This window comes from Oceanicola sp. S124, assembly GCF_000220565.1.
Lineage (GTDB): Bacteria > Pseudomonadota > Alphaproteobacteria > Rhodobacterales > Rhodobacteraceae > Pseudooceanicola.
On sequence record NZ_AFPM01000086.1, the window covers coordinates 21,904 to 35,699 of the forward strand.

14 protein-coding genes and 1 pseudogene are annotated in these 13,796 nt (G+C 65.7%); 1 reads left to right on the top strand and 14 read right to left on the bottom strand.

Annotated features, from left to right (window positions below; genetic code table 11):
* Position 1 precedes the first annotated feature (1 nt).
* The 8 genes and pseudogenes from OS124_RS0106865 to OS124_RS0106900 all read right to left on the bottom strand — a co-directional run bounded on the left by OS124_RS0106865 (position 2) and on the right by OS124_RS0106900 (position 7,808).
* Positions 2 to 892, bottom strand: a complete 891-nt coding sequence (locus OS124_RS0106865; RefSeq protein ID WP_010138702.1) for an enoyl-CoA hydratase — start codon at positions 890 to 892, stop codon at positions 2 to 4.
* Positions 893 to 964: 72 nt separating this feature from the next.
* Positions 965 to 1,474 (bottom strand): thioesterase family protein, encoded by a 510-nt coding sequence (locus OS124_RS23915; protein ID WP_010138703.1) that lies wholly within the window; start codon positions 1,472 to 1,474, stop codon positions 965 to 967.
* A pseudogene (locus OS124_RS0106875) lies at positions 1,467 to 2,126 on the bottom strand (ABC transporter ATP-binding protein); the annotation flags it as partial. The pseudogene OS124_RS0106875 and the gene OS124_RS23915, both read right to left, overlap by 8 nt.
* Positions 2,127 to 2,178: 52 nt before the next feature.
* Entirely contained in the window at positions 2,179 to 3,978 is a 1,800-nt protein-coding gene (locus OS124_RS0106880) for a branched-chain amino acid ABC transporter ATP-binding protein/permease (RefSeq protein ID WP_010138705.1), read from the bottom strand.
* 3 nt (positions 3,979 to 3,981) lie between these two features.
* Positions 3,982 to 4,881 (bottom strand): branched-chain amino acid ABC transporter permease, encoded by a 900-nt coding sequence (locus OS124_RS0106885; RefSeq protein WP_010138706.1) that lies wholly within the window; start codon positions 4,879 to 4,881, stop codon positions 3,982 to 3,984.
* A 108-nt stretch (positions 4,882 to 4,989) separates the two neighbouring features.
* A complete protein-coding gene (locus tag OS124_RS0106890) occupies positions 4,990 to 5,742 on the bottom strand; it encodes a TetR/AcrR family transcriptional regulator (protein WP_010138707.1) in 753 nt (250 codons plus the stop codon).
* Positions 5,735 to 6,604 carry a sugar phosphate isomerase/epimerase family protein gene (locus tag OS124_RS23920; RefSeq protein ID WP_010138709.1) on the bottom strand — a complete coding sequence of 290 codons (870 nt, stop codon included), beginning with the start codon at positions 6,602 to 6,604 and terminating at the stop codon, positions 5,735 to 5,737. Before OS124_RS23920 ends, OS124_RS0106890 begins: the two co-directional genes overlap by 8 nt.
* A gap of 7 nt (positions 6,605 to 6,611) precedes the next feature.
* Positions 6,612 to 7,808, bottom strand: a complete 1,197-nt coding sequence (locus tag OS124_RS0106900) for an acetyl-CoA C-acyltransferase (protein WP_010138710.1) — start codon at positions 7,806 to 7,808, stop codon at positions 6,612 to 6,614.
* Positions 7,809 to 8,057: 249 nt separating this feature from the next.
* On the opposite strand from OS124_RS0106900, the gene OS124_RS23925 reads away from it, so the two are divergent.
* Entirely contained in the window at positions 8,058 to 9,056 is a 999-nt protein-coding gene (locus tag OS124_RS23925; RefSeq protein WP_138919452.1) for a helix-turn-helix transcriptional regulator, read from the top strand.
* A gap of 87 nt (positions 9,057 to 9,143) precedes the next feature.
* On the opposite strand, the gene OS124_RS0106910 is transcribed toward OS124_RS23925, so the two are convergent.
* The 6 genes from OS124_RS0106910 to OS124_RS0106935 all read right to left on the bottom strand — a co-directional run bounded on the left by OS124_RS0106910 (position 9,144) and on the right by OS124_RS0106935 (position 13,725).
* Complete coding sequence (locus OS124_RS0106910; RefSeq protein WP_010138712.1) at positions 9,144 to 9,914, bottom strand: SDR family NAD(P)-dependent oxidoreductase; 771 nt, start codon at positions 9,912 to 9,914, stop codon at positions 9,144 to 9,146.
* 1 nt (position 9,915) lies between these two features.
* Positions 9,916 to 10,716 (bottom strand): CoA-transferase subunit beta, encoded by an 801-nt coding sequence (locus OS124_RS0106915; RefSeq protein WP_010138713.1) that lies wholly within the window; start codon positions 10,714 to 10,716, stop codon positions 9,916 to 9,918.
* A 14-nt stretch (positions 10,717 to 10,730) separates the two neighbouring features.
* Positions 10,731 to 11,609 carry a CoA transferase subunit A gene (locus OS124_RS0106920; RefSeq protein WP_010138714.1) on the bottom strand — a complete coding sequence of 293 codons (879 nt, stop codon included), beginning with the start codon at positions 11,607 to 11,609 and terminating at the stop codon, positions 10,731 to 10,733.
* Between the two features lie 82 nt (positions 11,610 to 11,691).
* Positions 11,692 to 12,159 carry a MaoC family dehydratase gene (locus tag OS124_RS0106925; RefSeq protein WP_010138715.1) on the bottom strand — a complete coding sequence of 156 codons (468 nt, stop codon included), beginning with the start codon at positions 12,157 to 12,159 and terminating at the stop codon, positions 11,692 to 11,694.
* 7 nt (positions 12,160 to 12,166) lie between these two features.
* Complete coding sequence (locus OS124_RS0106930; RefSeq protein WP_010138716.1) at positions 12,167 to 12,955, bottom strand: SDR family oxidoreductase; 789 nt, start codon at positions 12,953 to 12,955, stop codon at positions 12,167 to 12,169.
* Positions 12,952 to 13,725: an enoyl-CoA hydratase family protein gene (locus OS124_RS0106935; RefSeq protein WP_010138717.1), complete on the bottom strand. Its 774-nt coding sequence runs from the start codon at positions 13,723 to 13,725 to the stop codon at positions 12,952 to 12,954. The genes OS124_RS0106930 and OS124_RS0106935 overlap by 4 nt, the downstream gene beginning before the upstream one ends.
* Between the last annotated feature and the right edge of the window lie 71 nt (positions 13,726 to 13,796).

The following is a 13,796-nucleotide window of genomic DNA, read 5'->3' on the forward strand; positions in this document are numbered from 1 at the left end:
CTCAGTCCTTGTCCCCGGCCTCTGCCTTGTTGGCCTTCGCCATCGAGGCGGCATTCAGGCCCGACAGCCGGTCGCCCGAGGCCAGCTCGTTCTGGGCATGGGCGAAATGGTGCATGTGATAGACGGCGTCCATGCCGGTGCGCTTGCCGCGCAGGTCCTCGACATGGTTGATCGCCTGTTTGGTCAGCCAGTTGCCAAGGCTCGGGCGCGACACCAGCGTCTCGGCCCAGTTCCGCACGGCTTCGGTAAGCTCGGCGCGCGGCACGACCTTGTTGACCATGCCGAAATGCTCGGCCCGGGCCGCGGGCATCCGCTCGCCCAGAAGCAGGAATTCCTTGGCCACGCGCGGCGGCAGTTCGAAGGGATGCGCGAAATACTCGACGCCAGGAATGCCCATGCGGTTCACCGGGTCCTGGAAGAACGCGTCGTCCGATGCCACGATCAGGTCGCAGACCCAGGCCAGCATCAGACCGCCCGCGACACAGGCGCCCTGGACCATCGCAATGGTCGGCTTGGGACAATCGCGCCAGCGGCGGCACATGCCCAGATATTGCTCATGCTCACGGGTATACAGGAACTCGGCGCCGGGCTTCTGCGTGTGGTCTTCCCACAGCAGACGGCGCGGAAAAGCGACATCCACGTCGCGGCCCGGCGTGCCGATGTCGTGGCCGGCCGAGAAGTGCTTGCCCTCGCCGCCCAGCACGATGGCCTTCACCTCGGGGTCGTTCACCGCCTGCTGGAAGGCATCGTCCAGCGCATAGGTCATCTGCGAGTTCTGGGCGTTGTTGAACGTCGGCCGGTTCATCATGATCCAGGCGACGGCGTTCTCGACCCGGTAGGTCACCGGCGTATCGGTCTCGTAGACCGGCTGCGGCTGGGGATCGGTACTCATGGGGATCGGTCCTCTTGTCTCTTCCCGGCCGAAGCTAGGGGCGGGACCGATCCGCATCATCGTCTGTTGGGACTAACAGGCGGGCTGCGGCTCGGTCGAGACGCGGCGGCGCGTCCCCGGCGGCATCGGAAGATCGGCCTGCGCCCGCTGCGCGGCCAGCAGCGTTTCGGCCAGCGGACCGGACTCCATTTTGCTGACCCTGCGGGCTTCCAGGTTCATGTGAAGAACCATGGTTTCCATGAAGGCCGAGCGCTGCCCGGTCGTGGCATTCCACAGCTGGAAAAACAGGTGAAACCGCTTGAGATCGGTGAACAGGATGCGCCCGGTGCCCAGCAGCGGGGTGCGCTCCATCAACTCGCTTTCATAGCGCATGTGCTTTTCCACCCGGAAGAAGCCGCGCCGTTCGACCTGCGGATACGCGGGTGTCCAGCCCAGCTGAAGGAACATGGCCCGGTCGATCTCGTCGAGGACGCGATCATAGACCAGCACGTTCATGTGGCCGTTCTCGTCGATATCCTCGGGACCGACCCGACCGGACCAGGATTGTGTCCCGGCCCAGTCGGGCAGTTTGGCATCAGCCATGGGCTGCTGCCATCCGCTGTGCGTTCCACGCCGCAAGCCGGTCGGTCAGTTCCGGCGAGGGGCATTCCAGCGCCACCTGACCACGGCTGACGATCAGGGCGCGGTCGGTATAGGGCTGGGTCACCTTCAGGTGCTGTTCCACGATGATCACGGCGGTGCCGCTTTCGGCCCATTTGCGCAGGAAGGCAAGGATCGGCGGCAGCAGCATCTGCGCCACCCCCATCGAGGGTTCGTCGCAGAGCAGAACCTTCGGCCGGGCCACGAAGGCCTGCCCGAGGGCAAGGATCTGCTGCTGCCCACCCGAAAGGTCCCGCGCCCGCGCCTGAGCCTTTTCCTTCAGGATCGGAAAGACCGAGTGGATCTCTTCCAGCGTCTTGGCAAAGGCATCGGGATCGCGCCGCCCGGCCGCCTGACCCAGCCGCAGGTTGTCATGCACCGTCAGCTCGGGAAACACCCGGTGGTTGTCGAGCACCAGCCGCAACCCCTCATGGGCCGCGCGTTCGGGGGCAAGACCGGTCACGTTCTTGCCATCCATGATCACGGAGCCCGAAGTCGGGGTGTTGAAACCGCTGATCGCCCGCAACAGGGTCGATTTTCCGGCCCCGTTCTCGCCGCCAATCAGAAGAATCTCGCCCGGCTCGACGGTCAGAGAGATGTCGCGCACGACCGGGATGTCGCCATATCCGGCCGTCAGGTTCTTGACTTCAAGCATGGGCATGGTCGCCTCCCACAAACAGGTGCTGAACGGCAGGGTCTTTTGCCAGGTCTTCCGGGCTGCCCTGCGCGATGCGTTTGCCGGTTTCCAGCACGGTGATGCGGTCAGCAATCGACCAGACCAGATCGAGATCGTGCTCGACAAGCACGATGGTGGTGCCGAGCTTGCGGCTGAGAAGCCAGATCAGCGACGAGAACTCTTCGCGTTCCTCGGCGGACAGGCCGGCTGCCGGTTCGTCGAACAGCACCACGCGGCTGTCCTTCAGGGCGACACGCACCACTTCCAGCAGACGGCGCTGGCCATGCGACAGCAGCGTCGGCAGTCCCGAGGCGTAATCGTCGCGCATGCTATCAAGGACCGCACGCAGTTCCTTCGGCAGCTCGCTCTGACGGGCGTCCAGACCGACGCGCACGTTGTTCCACACCGAGAAAGCGGGGAAAATGCGCGGGTTCTGGAAGGTCCGGCCAAGGCCGTGGCGCGCGATGTCGGCGGCGCTGGCCCTGGACACGTCGCGCTTGTCGAAGGTGTAGCTGCCTTCGTTCATCCTGCTGAAGCCGTTCAGCACGTTCAGAAGCGAGGTCTTGCCTGAACCGTTGGCGCCCACAAGGCCGTGGATCTCGCCGGGGCGCAGCTCCAGATCGACCCGATCGACCGCCACCACAGAACCGAAGCGCTTGGTCGCGCCCTTCAGCGAGATGATCGGCTCGCGGGTTTCAGAGGCCGCATGGTCCGGCAGGCTGTTCAGCCAGTTGGTCAGCGCGCTCAGGTGGAAGGCACGTTCGCCACCGCCGGTCTGGTTGCGCTTGCGCCGGGCCTCTTCGATCGTGCCGACGATACCGTCGGGGAAGACGATGACCACGATCAGGGTGATGAACCCGTAGATCAGCGGCTTGTACTCGGCCAGATCGACCAGAAGCATGTTGGGGATGGTGAAGACGGCCAGAATGCCGAGGATCGGGCCCAAAAGCTGACCACGCCCGCCGACGACCACCGAGAAGAAGAAGATGAACGACACGTCCATCAGGAAGCTTTGCGGGGTCACGAAGCTGACCGCAGGCACGAAGAGCACGCCGCAGATCCCGGTGCCGAGGGCGGCCAGGATGAAGGCCAGAGAACTCATGTGGCCGGGGTTGATCCCCAGCGACCGGGCGGCCTCGGGGCTTTCTGCGGCGGTGCGCATCTGGCGCCCGAGGCGCGAATTGCGGATGCCGTAGTGGAAGGCCAGCGCCGCGATCGGCAGCAGGGTGCAGAGGATCGACAACGGGCTGATCCCGAGGACCAGCGGCTTCGACAGCCCCGGTGTCGGCATCGAGATGCCATTCAGTCCCTGCGTCACGCTGTCCATCTGCAACAGAAGCTGCGGAAAGACGACCGCGGCCGACAGCGTCACGAAGCCAAGGTGAAAGCCCTGGACCCGCAGCGCGGGCAGGGCGAACAGCAGCCCGCCTGCCACCGCAACGACGATCCCGGTCAGGACGCCGACGAAGACGGGCAGGTCGTTGATCCCGCTGGCCACGGCAAAGCCGTAGGCCCCCAGGCCAAGCAGCACGCCCTGACCAAAGGATTTCTGACCGGCATCCACGAACAGGAAGTTCTGCAGGATCGTCACGGCGATGTAGATGTTCATCAGCTGGAAGGAATGCTCCCAGTAGGAACTGCCCAGAACCGCCGGGATGATTCCCATGGCGACGAGGATGGCGACGGCGATCCAGAATTGCGGCAGGTCACTGTCGAAGCGGCCGGGCCTTGGCTTGGGCGAAGCGGGTGTGGCGGTTGTGCTCAAGGTCATCGTTCACACCTTCCGGGCGGCGGCACGGCCGAACAGGCCCTGCGGCAGGAACATCAGGATGGCGACCAGCAGCAGCAACGAGGCAAGGTCCTGATAGGCGCCGCCGATGTAGAAGGCGGTCAGCGCAGCGGTGATGCCCACCAGCGGGCCGCCGATCAGCGTGCCGGTGTTGTTACCGATCCCGCCGACCACGGCGGCCACGAAACCGTTCAGCACATAGCGCAGGCCGGCATCCGGGCTGACCGAGATCATCGGAGCGACCATGAAGCCGACCGACCCGGCGATGACGCCCGAGATGCCGAAGGCCAGAAGCTGCAGGCGTCCGACGTTCAGACCCGCGGCGCGGGCGGCGTCGAAATCCTGGCTCAGGGCGCTGATCGCCAGACCGCTGAAGGTACGACGCAGGAACCAGCGCAGCGCGAAATACCATGCGAACATCGACCCGATCGCCAGCAGGAAGGCCCCGTCGGTGCGCACGCCGAGAATCTCGAACCGGGGCACAGGGCCGCGCACCATGTTGCCGAAGACGCCGAAGTTCAGCGTGAGAATGGCGGCGATGATCACTGAAACCGACATCGTCGAGATCAGCCAGCTGTTTTGCTCTACGCCGGAACGCAGCGGTTTCAGCGTCAGCCAGCCCTGGGCCGCGGTGAACAGCCCGATGACGATGCTGACCAAGATCAGCATCGGGATCCACACCGCGAATCCGACGCGGTTGGCCAGCAGGTACGCCCCGAAGGCGCCAAGCATGAAGATCGTGCCTTGCGCGAAGTTCAGGATGCCCGTGGCGTTGTGGACGACATTGAAGCTCATCGCGATGATGGCGAAGAGCGATCCGACAGCGGCACCTCGAAGCAGGATCGTCATGATCATGTCGAAGTTTGCAAACATTTCGTTGAGCATTGGTCCTCCCAAGTGACACCGGCGCACCAATACCAATCGGGCCCGCGTCGTGATTTGGCTTGGCGCCATCATGTGATGGGCTTCGGTTTCGCCCATCGTCCCTACGGACTAAGCGTCTCGGACGGGTCGGGGCGCGACAGAGGCGATGATGGCGTTGAGGTCCGCCACGACCTCGCCAAGGCTGCTCTGCAACTGGCGCTGGGATTCATCGTGGCCCGCCGGGCGACGGATGCTCATAAGCGCCTGTTCCGAAATGAGATCCGCGACTTCCTCCGCCGAAAGCCGCCCGCCTTCGCGGAACCAGCGCGAGGTCCAGGTGGCCATCCCGATGATGCCGAACGCCGCCACCTGCGGGTCGGTCTGGCGGAATTCGCCGTTGGCGATGCCTTCCTTGATGACATGTAGGTATTCGGCATAGATCGCGCGCCGCGAGGCGTCATAGGTCGCGCGCAGGTTCTCGGGAATCTGCGCCTCAAGCCGACCGAGTCGCAGGAAACGCGACCCGAAGGACAACCGCCGCACCACGCCTTCGCGCACCACGCCCAAAAGCCGGTCCGAGGCCGACAGTTCTGGGTTGCGCGCGATCGACTGGATCGTGCCGACCGGCGCATGGGCTTCGGCCTCGACCAGCGAGGCCAGAATGTCGTCCTTGGACGTGAAATAATGATAGAGCGCGGAACGCCCCAGCCCGACCTCGCGCGCGATCATCGTCATCGAGACCCGGTCGAACCCCTGTTCGTCGAACATCCGCGCTGCGATATCCAGCAGTTCCTCTCGCACCAGTTCGCGGCGCGGGTTGGTGTCGCGGCGGGTGTCGCGCTCGGTGTCGCCCGCAGACGTTGCGCGTTGGGTGTCAGCCATGGGAAAGGTCCTTGTCGCGGCAGCGGTCAAGCCGCTCTAGCATCTGTTTGCCAGCCGTGGCGGCAGCGTCTGCAGTCTGGTCGAGCGTGCGGGCGCCGATTCCGGGTGAGAACACCTCGACCGTCACGCCGCTGGCGGTCAGCGCCGGCTCCAGCGCCGACAGGAAGCCGATGATATCAAGCGCGCCGTCGCCGGGATAGAGACGATCCCGCGTGGCCCGGATCACTGCGCTCGGGGATGCATGTGTCATCGGCAGAGCATCACTGATTTGCACCGTGCTCACAAGAGAGTGATCAAGGCCGGCAAGCCGGGTCAGGGGCAGGGGAGCGGCGCTGGCAAGGTGCCAGACATCCAGCACCAGACCGGGGCCGAACAGCGCCGCGCTTTCGATCAGTTCAAGCGCGGCATCAAGCGACGAGACCGCGCCCCATGCGACAGGCTCCAGCGCGATCCGGCGTCCGGCATCGGCGGCGCGGGCACAGAGCGTCCGAAACGGCGCGGCCAGATCGGCCAGCGGCGGGCACCGCCCGGCAAGGTCGAGGCCAAGATGGATCACCGGCGCTCCGGCGATCTCGGCGATGCGCAGGGCCTGCGCAAGGCTGTCTTCCGGCGGTCCGCTCCAGTCCGACAGGAAGTCGATCGCCGGAACGGTGACGTCCATGTCCGCGATCAGCCCGGCGATCTCGCCGGGGGCGAGCGCCGTGAAGACCGGGTCGTTGAAATGCAGGGTCAGCCCGTCCATCCCCGCGCGTTTCACCGCCCCGAGGCGGGCGGCGAACCCCGCGCGATCCGTCGCCGCAGGCTCGGTTCCGACCAGCGTGTAGGTGGCGGCGTAAAGCGGGATATGACGGGCCCCGGCCATGCGCGGATCAGAAGATCTCGAACAGGCCGGCCGCCCCCATGCCGCCGCCGATGCACATGGTCACGACGCCCCATTTCGCGCCCCGTCGCTGGCCTTCATGCAGGATATGTCCCGCCAGCCGCGCGCCGGTCATGCCAAAGGGATGGCCCACCGCGATGGCGCCGCCGTTCACGTTCAGCTTCTCGGGGTCGATACCCAGCTTGTCGCGGCAGTACAGCGCCTGACTCGCGAAGGCCTCGTTCAGCTCCCACAGGTCGATGTCATCGATGGTCAACCCGTGATGGGCCAGCAGTTTCGGCACCGCGAAGACCGGGCCGATGCCCATTTCCTCAGGCGCGACACCGGCGACCGCCATGCCGCGGAAGGCGCCAAGCGGGGTCAGCCCCTCGGCCGCGGCCACAGCCTCGCTGGTCAAGACCAGCGCCGCGGCGCCGTCCGACAGCTGCGAACTGTTGCCGGCGGTGATGAAGCGGCCTTCCTTGACCACGGCGCCATCCTTGAACACCGGTTCCAGCCCGGCCAGCTTCTCGGCGGTGGTGCCGGCGCGCATCCCCTCGTCACGGGTCAGCGTCACCTCTTCGTCGATCCACTCGCCCGCCTCGGTCTTGACCTTCTTGACCGTGGTCATCAGGGCAAGCTCGGTATCGAAGCGCCCCGCCTCCTGGGCGGCCACGGTGCGCTGCTGGCTCTGCGCCGAAAAGGCATCCTGCGCCTCGCGGCTGATGCCGTAGCGATCCGCGACGATCTCGGCGGTCTCGATCATCGGCATGTACATATGCGGCGCATGCTCCAGCACCGACTGCGACACGTTGCGATAGCTGTTCTTGTGCTTGTTCTGGACCAGCGAGATCGATTCCACGCCGCCCGCCACGGCGACGTCCAACCCGTCCTCGCGCACCGCGCGATCGGCAAAGGCGATGGCCATCAGCCCCGAGGAACACATCCGGTCCACCGTCATCCCCGGCACCGACGCCGGCAGGCCCGCCGCCAGCGCGGTCAGCCGCCCGATGTTGTAGCCCTGGGTGCCCTGCTGCGCCGAGCAGCCCATGATCACATCGCCCACCCGCGCCGGATCAAGCCCGGAACGCTCCATCGCGCTGCGCACGGCATGACCGGACATCGCCGGCGCTTCGGTGTCGTTGAAGGCTCCGCGAAAGGCTTTCCCAATCGGGGTGCGGGCGGTCGAAACGATGACAGCGCTCATGCGGATGTCCTTTCCAATGCATTTTTCAGTCGTTCTGCCCCAAAGACCCCGGCCAGCTCCGAAGATCATCGTCTGACAGGACTACGGCGACCCCGGTGTGGCTGGGCCAATTTAACGATGTGACATAAAATTTGACAAGCCGTCGAATCTCGGGCGTAGTCATCAACGCTCCGTCTAAAAATTCGCCGTACTGCCGAATCTTGCGGCAGCAGGGGATGCTCACGGAACCTTTGGGAGGAGGTATCGACCATGTTGGATATGTCTTTTGCTAGGTCTGGAACGCAGTCTGGCCTCATCGACGCGCTGTATGACCTGATCGTCGATCAGGGGGATCTTGTCGCCGCGCTGGAAAGAATCATGCGGGCCACCGTGTCTGTCGGGCTGCGCCTGAACCGCTGCGGCCGGGGCGAGGATATCCTCCTGGCGACGTTGGGCGACGTCAGCGAAGCCGGTCGCCGGGCCGGAAGCTGCCATGTCAGCAGCCGGGCCGATGCCTACGGCCGCCGGCTTGAGCTGACGCTGTGCAGCGCGGACGCCGCAAGCCTCGCCGCCTCCGGTTTCCTCGATGGCCTGCTCCTGCACCTGGATCGAGCGATCACCCTGTCATCACGCCTCGAGAACGCCGATGTCGAGCGGTCGCTCGGGTCCGAGCTTCTGGGTCGTTTGTCGATCGGTACCGTCTTTCTGGATGCCGAGCGCCGGGTCGTGGCGATGACCGGTGCGGCGGAAAGCCTTGTCGGCTTGGGGAATGGACTGCACCTGCGCGCCGGCATGCTTACCGCCAGTTTCGGCCATGAGGACCGCGCCCTGCAGACGGCGATCCGTCAGGCGATGGAAGCGGGGCCGGACGAGGTGCCGACCGTGCTTCAGATCCAGCGCCAGCGCGACGAACGCACCCTCGGCGTCGTGGTTCAGCCTGTCGCGCGCGGCGCGCGCAACGGCGGCATCGTCTGTTCAGTTGTAATCCGCGATGGAGAAGCGGCCAATGAGCCGCAGGTCGACATGCTGCGCCGCCTGTTCGAACTGACGCCGGCCGAGGCGGTACTGACCAGCATCCTGTCGAAGGGTCACACGCTGGACGAAGCTTCGGAAGAACTGGCGATCAGCCGCAACACCGCCCGCGCGCACCTGCGCTCGATCTTCTCGAAATGCGGCATCAACCGGCAGACCGAGCTCGTGCGCCTGGTGCTGAGCAGTGTCGCCATGCTGGGCACATGCACTCCGGGCGCACCGCGTCAGGCTGCCTGATCCTCTACGCCGACAACTCACACATGAAAAAGCCGGGCCCGAAAGGGTCCGGCTTCATCTTTTCCATGCTGGGGGGAGGGCGGCGTTTCAGACCGAATAGCCGCCGTCGACCGCGATCACCTGCCCGGTGACAAAGCCAGACCGGCTGCTGTCGGCGAAGAAGGCCACCGCCTCGGCGATGTCCTCGGGCTTGCCGACACGTCGCAGCGGCGTGGCGCGGGCGGCCGCCTCCATATAGGCGGCATCGATCCCACCCGAGGCGATCAGCGCGTCCATCTGGCCCGCCTCGATCAGGCCGGTGGCCACACCGTTGGCGCGCACGCCGAACCGGCCTTCTTCCTTGGCGATGCCTTTCATGACGGCGGTGACCGCCGATTTCGGCACCACCGACAAGCCGTCGGCGGGGGCATATCGGAACTGCGCCGCACTCAGGCAACAGACCACCGATCCGCCGGCGGCGCGCAGCGCGGGCAGGGCGGCATGGGCCACCCGGAAGAAGCCCATCGTATCGGCCAGCAGGTGGCGCTCCATCAGATCGGGATCGGTCCGGCTCAGATGGACCAGATCAATCAGCGGGCCGGCGGCATAGACCAGCGCGTTCAGCGCACCGCACTCGGCCGTCATCGCCTGGATCAGGGCGGGGGCGGCGGTCTTGTCGGCAAGGTCCAGGGAATAGGCGCGGGCGGTGCCGCCCGCGTCGGTGATCGCCTTGACCGTGGCCTCGGCCCTCGCAACATTCGACAGGTAGGTCAGGGCGATATCCCAGCCCTGACCCGCCAGTACCTTGCAGATCACCCCGCCGATGCCGCCGCTTCCACCGATCACCAGAGCGGTGCCTTTCGGAGAGATCGTGCTCATCTCAGGCGGCCTGGCGCACGCCGGGCGGGTTGCCCTTCACCGCATGGGCGCGCATGTCGCGCGGATCAAGGCGCCGGATGATCTCCAGCTGTTCGGCGGTCGGGGCAGGAGTTTCGCCCATGCCTTCGGCGGCGAGCAGCGGGAAGCCGGTGGCCTCCTGCACCATGTCAAAGCTGACGCCAGGATGCAGTGAGAGAACGCGGGACGCGTGGTCGGGGCCGTTGAAATCCATCACGCAGAGGTCGGTGACGATGCGGCCGAACTGGACTTCCGGGCGGCGCATCCCTTCGGGCCAGCGCTCGTCCGAGAAGCCCACGGAACAGACGACATCCACCTCGCCTTCGATGAAGACGCGCTTGGAATGCGCCGGGATCAGCATCGAGTTCTTGTGGCTGATCGAGTTCCCAGGGAAGCCGCGCACGCCCAGCATCTGCACCTTGGGCTTGGCGAAATCGCCAAGGCAGCTGATGTTGCCCTGCGCCCAGCGGTCCACCTGCACCGGCGTCACCATCGCATGACGCTGACCGCGCCACAGGGTCGAGAAGACACGGGCATAGGGCATCCAGCCCGAGAAGCCCGGAACCTCGTCCCGGCTCACGCCGAGCGGCACCGGCTCTTCGGTCAGATAGGCCTCGCCGTCGGTCATCATCAGGCCGGGCTCGAAGCTCAGCTTGGCAAGGCCCGCCGCGATGCGCGGCAGGGGGCCGATGCCGGTGACAAGGATCTCGCCGTCGCCGCGAAAGGCTTCGGCGGCGGCCACGATCATCAGTTCGGACAGGGTGAATTCGGTTTCTTGGCTCATGATGTCACCCTCGATCAGAACACGGGAATGGGAAGGTTGCGAATGGCCTCTGCGCCGCCAAGCGCCGCGACATAGCTGTCCTCGCCATCGGCGACGTACTTGGTCACGAAATCGGCCCAGGCCTCGGCGTCGCCTGCGGTGGCGCCGTATTCCTTCAGATGCGCCATGTCCCAACCATAGAACCCGTGCGACAGCGTGGGGTGGGCGCCAAGCGGGGCATGGACGACCATGTCGACCACGCCACGATGGAACAGGCTCTTGCGGGCATCGGGGCCATCGCTTTCGGACAGGCTGTCCACCAGCTCTTCGGTGCTGACGATCACCCGCTCGGCGGCACCGGCGAAGAGATCGTCGAAATAGGGATCGTTGCCCTCGGTGCGGGTGTTGCCGCGCGCATCCGAACGCGACACGTGGATCAGCGCCACGTCCAGCGGCAGCGCAGGCATCGCCAGCAAGACGTCGCCCGCGTCATAGGGCGACACCACGGTCTTGATCTCGGGATTGATCTCAAGGATCGCGCTGCCCAGACCCACGCGGGTCGGGGCGAAGGGCACGCCCTCGGCGGCGGCGCGCAGCCCCAGCAGCAGCATCCCCTCGTCAAGTTCGCGCACCTCGAAGGTGCCGGCCTCGCGGGCGCGGCGATACCACGGCTCCAGCGGGATCTGATCCAGTGACACGAAGCCATAGGTGACCTTGGCCACCTTGCCGGCAGCGCAGAGCATCCCCACCTCGGGGCCGCCATAGGTGACGACATGCAGGTCCTTCAGATCGGACCGCAGGATTTCACGGATCAGGGCCATCGGCTTGCGCCGGGGGCCCCAGCCACCGACGCCGATGGTCATGCCGTCGCGCAGGCTGGCGATGGCACCGGAGAGGTCGGTCCTTTTGTCCATTACTTCACTCACTCTAATTGTCTTCGGGCCCATCGTGGTACGACGGGCCCGATCAATCATCGTCTGTTGAGACTAACCTTGGTCATTCCGGCAGGAAGGCATAGCGTTGCAGGGTGTCGGCCACGCAGGCCGGGCGCTCGCTTCCCTCGATCTCGACCGTGATGCGCACCTTGGTCTGCACCATGCGGTTGCCCAGATCCGTGGCCTCGGCGATCTCGCCCGACATCCGGATGCGGGACCCGACGGGCACCGGTGCCGGGAAACGCACCTTGTCCAGGCCATAGTTCACGCCCCAGTCCAGATTGGTCGGCATGAACAGGTCCGGCAACACCATGTTGACCAGCGACAGGGTCAGGAACCCATGCGCGATGGTCTTGCCGAAGGGGCCCTTGGCGGCGCGCTCGGGATCGACATGCAGCCATTGGTGATCACCGGTCGCCTCGGCGAACATGTCGATGCGGGCCTGATCAATCTCGATCCAGTCGGTCGGTCCGAGTCGGGTGCCGATCGCGGCGATGACTTCGTCGGCGGAGGCAAAATTGAAGGTCATGCGCGCCTCATGCACGTTGGGAAGATACGGAAACGACTTCGCCCACCATGTAGGAGGCATAGTCGGAGGCGAGGAAGATGATCACGTTGGCCACTTCCCAGACCTCGGCTGCACGGCCAAAGGCTTCCTGAGCCGCCAGCGCCTTCAGCTGCTCTTCGGGGGCCGAGCGGGCAAGGAATTCATGCATCGCGATCGAAGGCGAGACGGCATTGATGCGCACGCCATGTTCGGCGGCCTCGACACCCGAGCAGCGGGTCAGCGCCATGACACCCGCCTTGGCGGCGGCGTAATGGGCCTGACCCTTCTGGGCGCGCCAGCCCAGCACCGAGGCATTGTTGACGATGGCGCCAGCGCCGCGCGCGGTCATATGCGGCAGCATCGCGCGGGTCATGCGCATGGTGCCGGTCAGGGTGACGTCAAGAACGAGGTTCCATTCCTTGTCCTCCATCTCGGCCACCGGCTTCAGACCGCCAAGGCCTGCGTTGTTCACCAGCACATCAACCCCGCCGAGCGTCTCCTCGGCGGCGGCGACCAGCGCCTGCACCTGATCCTCGTCGGTGACATTGCAGAGCTTGCCCGAAACGGCACAATCGGGCGACAGCGTTTGAAGCTCCTCGACGGCGGTGGCAAGGCGGCCTTCATGGATGTCCGAGATCATGATGGCGCGGGCACCTTCCTCGACCGCGCGGCGCGCGGTGGCAAAGCCGATGCCCTTGCCGGCGGCGGCGGTGATCAGGACCGAGCGGCCCTTCAGCAGGCCGTGGCCGGGCACGTAATCGGGAACGGTGATGCTCATGTCTTGTCCTTCTTCGAAAAGTCGGCGGTCTTGCCGCCGTCAACGAACGCGTCGCGCGTGGCCTGGGATTCGGCGGTCAGATAGGCTTGCGCAGTGAACCCCTGTTCCCAGCGGTAATCGCGTTCCAGATCGGTCGGTTCGACGCCGTTCAGGCTTTCCTTGGCCAGCGCGATCATGGTCGGGCTTTTCGCCGCGATCTTCTCGGCCATCGCCATCGCCCGGTCACGCAGCGCCTCGGGGGCGACCACCTCGGCGATGGCGCCATGACGCGCGGCCTCGGCGGCGGTGATCGGTTCTCCGGTGTAATACATCTGGCGCACCAGTTGCAGCGGCAGCATCCGTTGCAGATGCGCGCCCGCGCCAAGCGCGCCCCGATCCACTTCGGGCACGCCCAGAGTGGCATTGTCGGCCAGCAGGATGATGTCGGCCGAGCCGCAGATGCCGATACCGCCGCCAAGGACATAGCCATGGGCGGCCGCGATCACAGGGGCGCGGCCCTTGTGAACGGCGCGGAAGGTGTCCCAGTTGCCCTTGTTCACGTCAATGATCTTGCCCGGCTCGGCCTGCAATTCCTTGATGTCGACCCCGGCGCAGAAACCGCGCCCCTCGGCGCGGATCACGATCACCCGGGTCTCGGGGTCGGCATGGGCGCGATCGATGGTCCGGGCCAGCAGGAACCAGCCCGCACTGTCCAGCGCGTTGACGGGCGGGTTGTCGATGACGATCTCGGCGATGTGCTTGTCGATCGTCAGGCGGATGGGCTCAGCCATTGCGGGCCTCCTCGGTGGTAAGAGTTGTCAGGGCGTCGATCCGGGTGCGGGCCTCGGCCACGATGTCCGAG

What these genes read in the sequence shown, in the direction of transcription:
- OS124_RS0106865 (WP_010138702.1), bottom strand. Translation starts at nt 892, where the DNA reads ATGAGTACCGATCCCCAGCCGCAGCCGGTCTACGAGACCGATACGCCG.
- OS124_RS23915 (WP_010138703.1), bottom strand. Translation starts at nt 1,474, where the DNA reads ATGGCTGATGCCAAACTGCCCGACTGGGCCGGGACACAATCCTGGTCC.
- OS124_RS0106880 (WP_010138705.1), bottom strand. Translation starts at nt 3,978, where the DNA reads ATGACCTTGAGCACAACCGCCACACCCGCTTCGCCCAAGCCAAGGCCC.
- OS124_RS0106885 (WP_010138706.1), bottom strand. Translation starts at nt 4,881, where the DNA reads ATGCTCAACGAAATGTTTGCAAACTTCGACATGATCATGACGATCCTG.
- OS124_RS0106890 (WP_010138707.1), bottom strand. Translation starts at nt 5,742, where the DNA reads ATGGCTGACACCCAACGCGCAACGTCTGCGGGCGACACCGAGCGCGAC.
- OS124_RS23920 (WP_010138709.1), bottom strand. Translation starts at nt 6,604, where the DNA reads ATGGCCGGGGCCCGTCATATCCCGCTTTACGCCGCCACCTACACGCTG.
- OS124_RS0106900 (WP_010138710.1), bottom strand. Translation starts at nt 7,808, where the DNA reads ATGAGCGCTGTCATCGTTTCGACCGCCCGCACCCCGATTGGGAAAGCC.
- OS124_RS23925 (WP_138919452.1), top strand. Translation starts at nt 8,058, where the DNA reads ATGTTGGATATGTCTTTTGCTAGGTCTGGAACGCAGTCTGGCCTCATC.
- OS124_RS0106910 (WP_010138712.1), bottom strand. Translation starts at nt 9,914, where the DNA reads ATGAGCACGATCTCTCCGAAAGGCACCGCTCTGGTGATCGGTGGAAGC.
- OS124_RS0106915 (WP_010138713.1), bottom strand. Translation starts at nt 10,716, where the DNA reads ATGAGCCAAGAAACCGAATTCACCCTGTCCGAACTGATGATCGTGGCC.
- OS124_RS0106920 (WP_010138714.1), bottom strand. Translation starts at nt 11,609, where the DNA reads ATGGACAAAAGGACCGACCTCTCCGGTGCCATCGCCAGCCTGCGCGAC.
- OS124_RS0106925 (WP_010138715.1), bottom strand. Translation starts at nt 12,159, where the DNA reads ATGACCTTCAATTTTGCCTCCGCCGACGAAGTCATCGCCGCGATCGGC.
- OS124_RS0106930 (WP_010138716.1), bottom strand. Translation starts at nt 12,955, where the DNA reads ATGAGCATCACCGTTCCCGATTACGTGCCCGGCCACGGCCTGCTGAAG.
- OS124_RS0106935 (WP_010138717.1), bottom strand. Translation starts at nt 13,725, where the DNA reads ATGGCTGAGCCCATCCGCCTGACGATCGACAAGCACATCGCCGAGATC.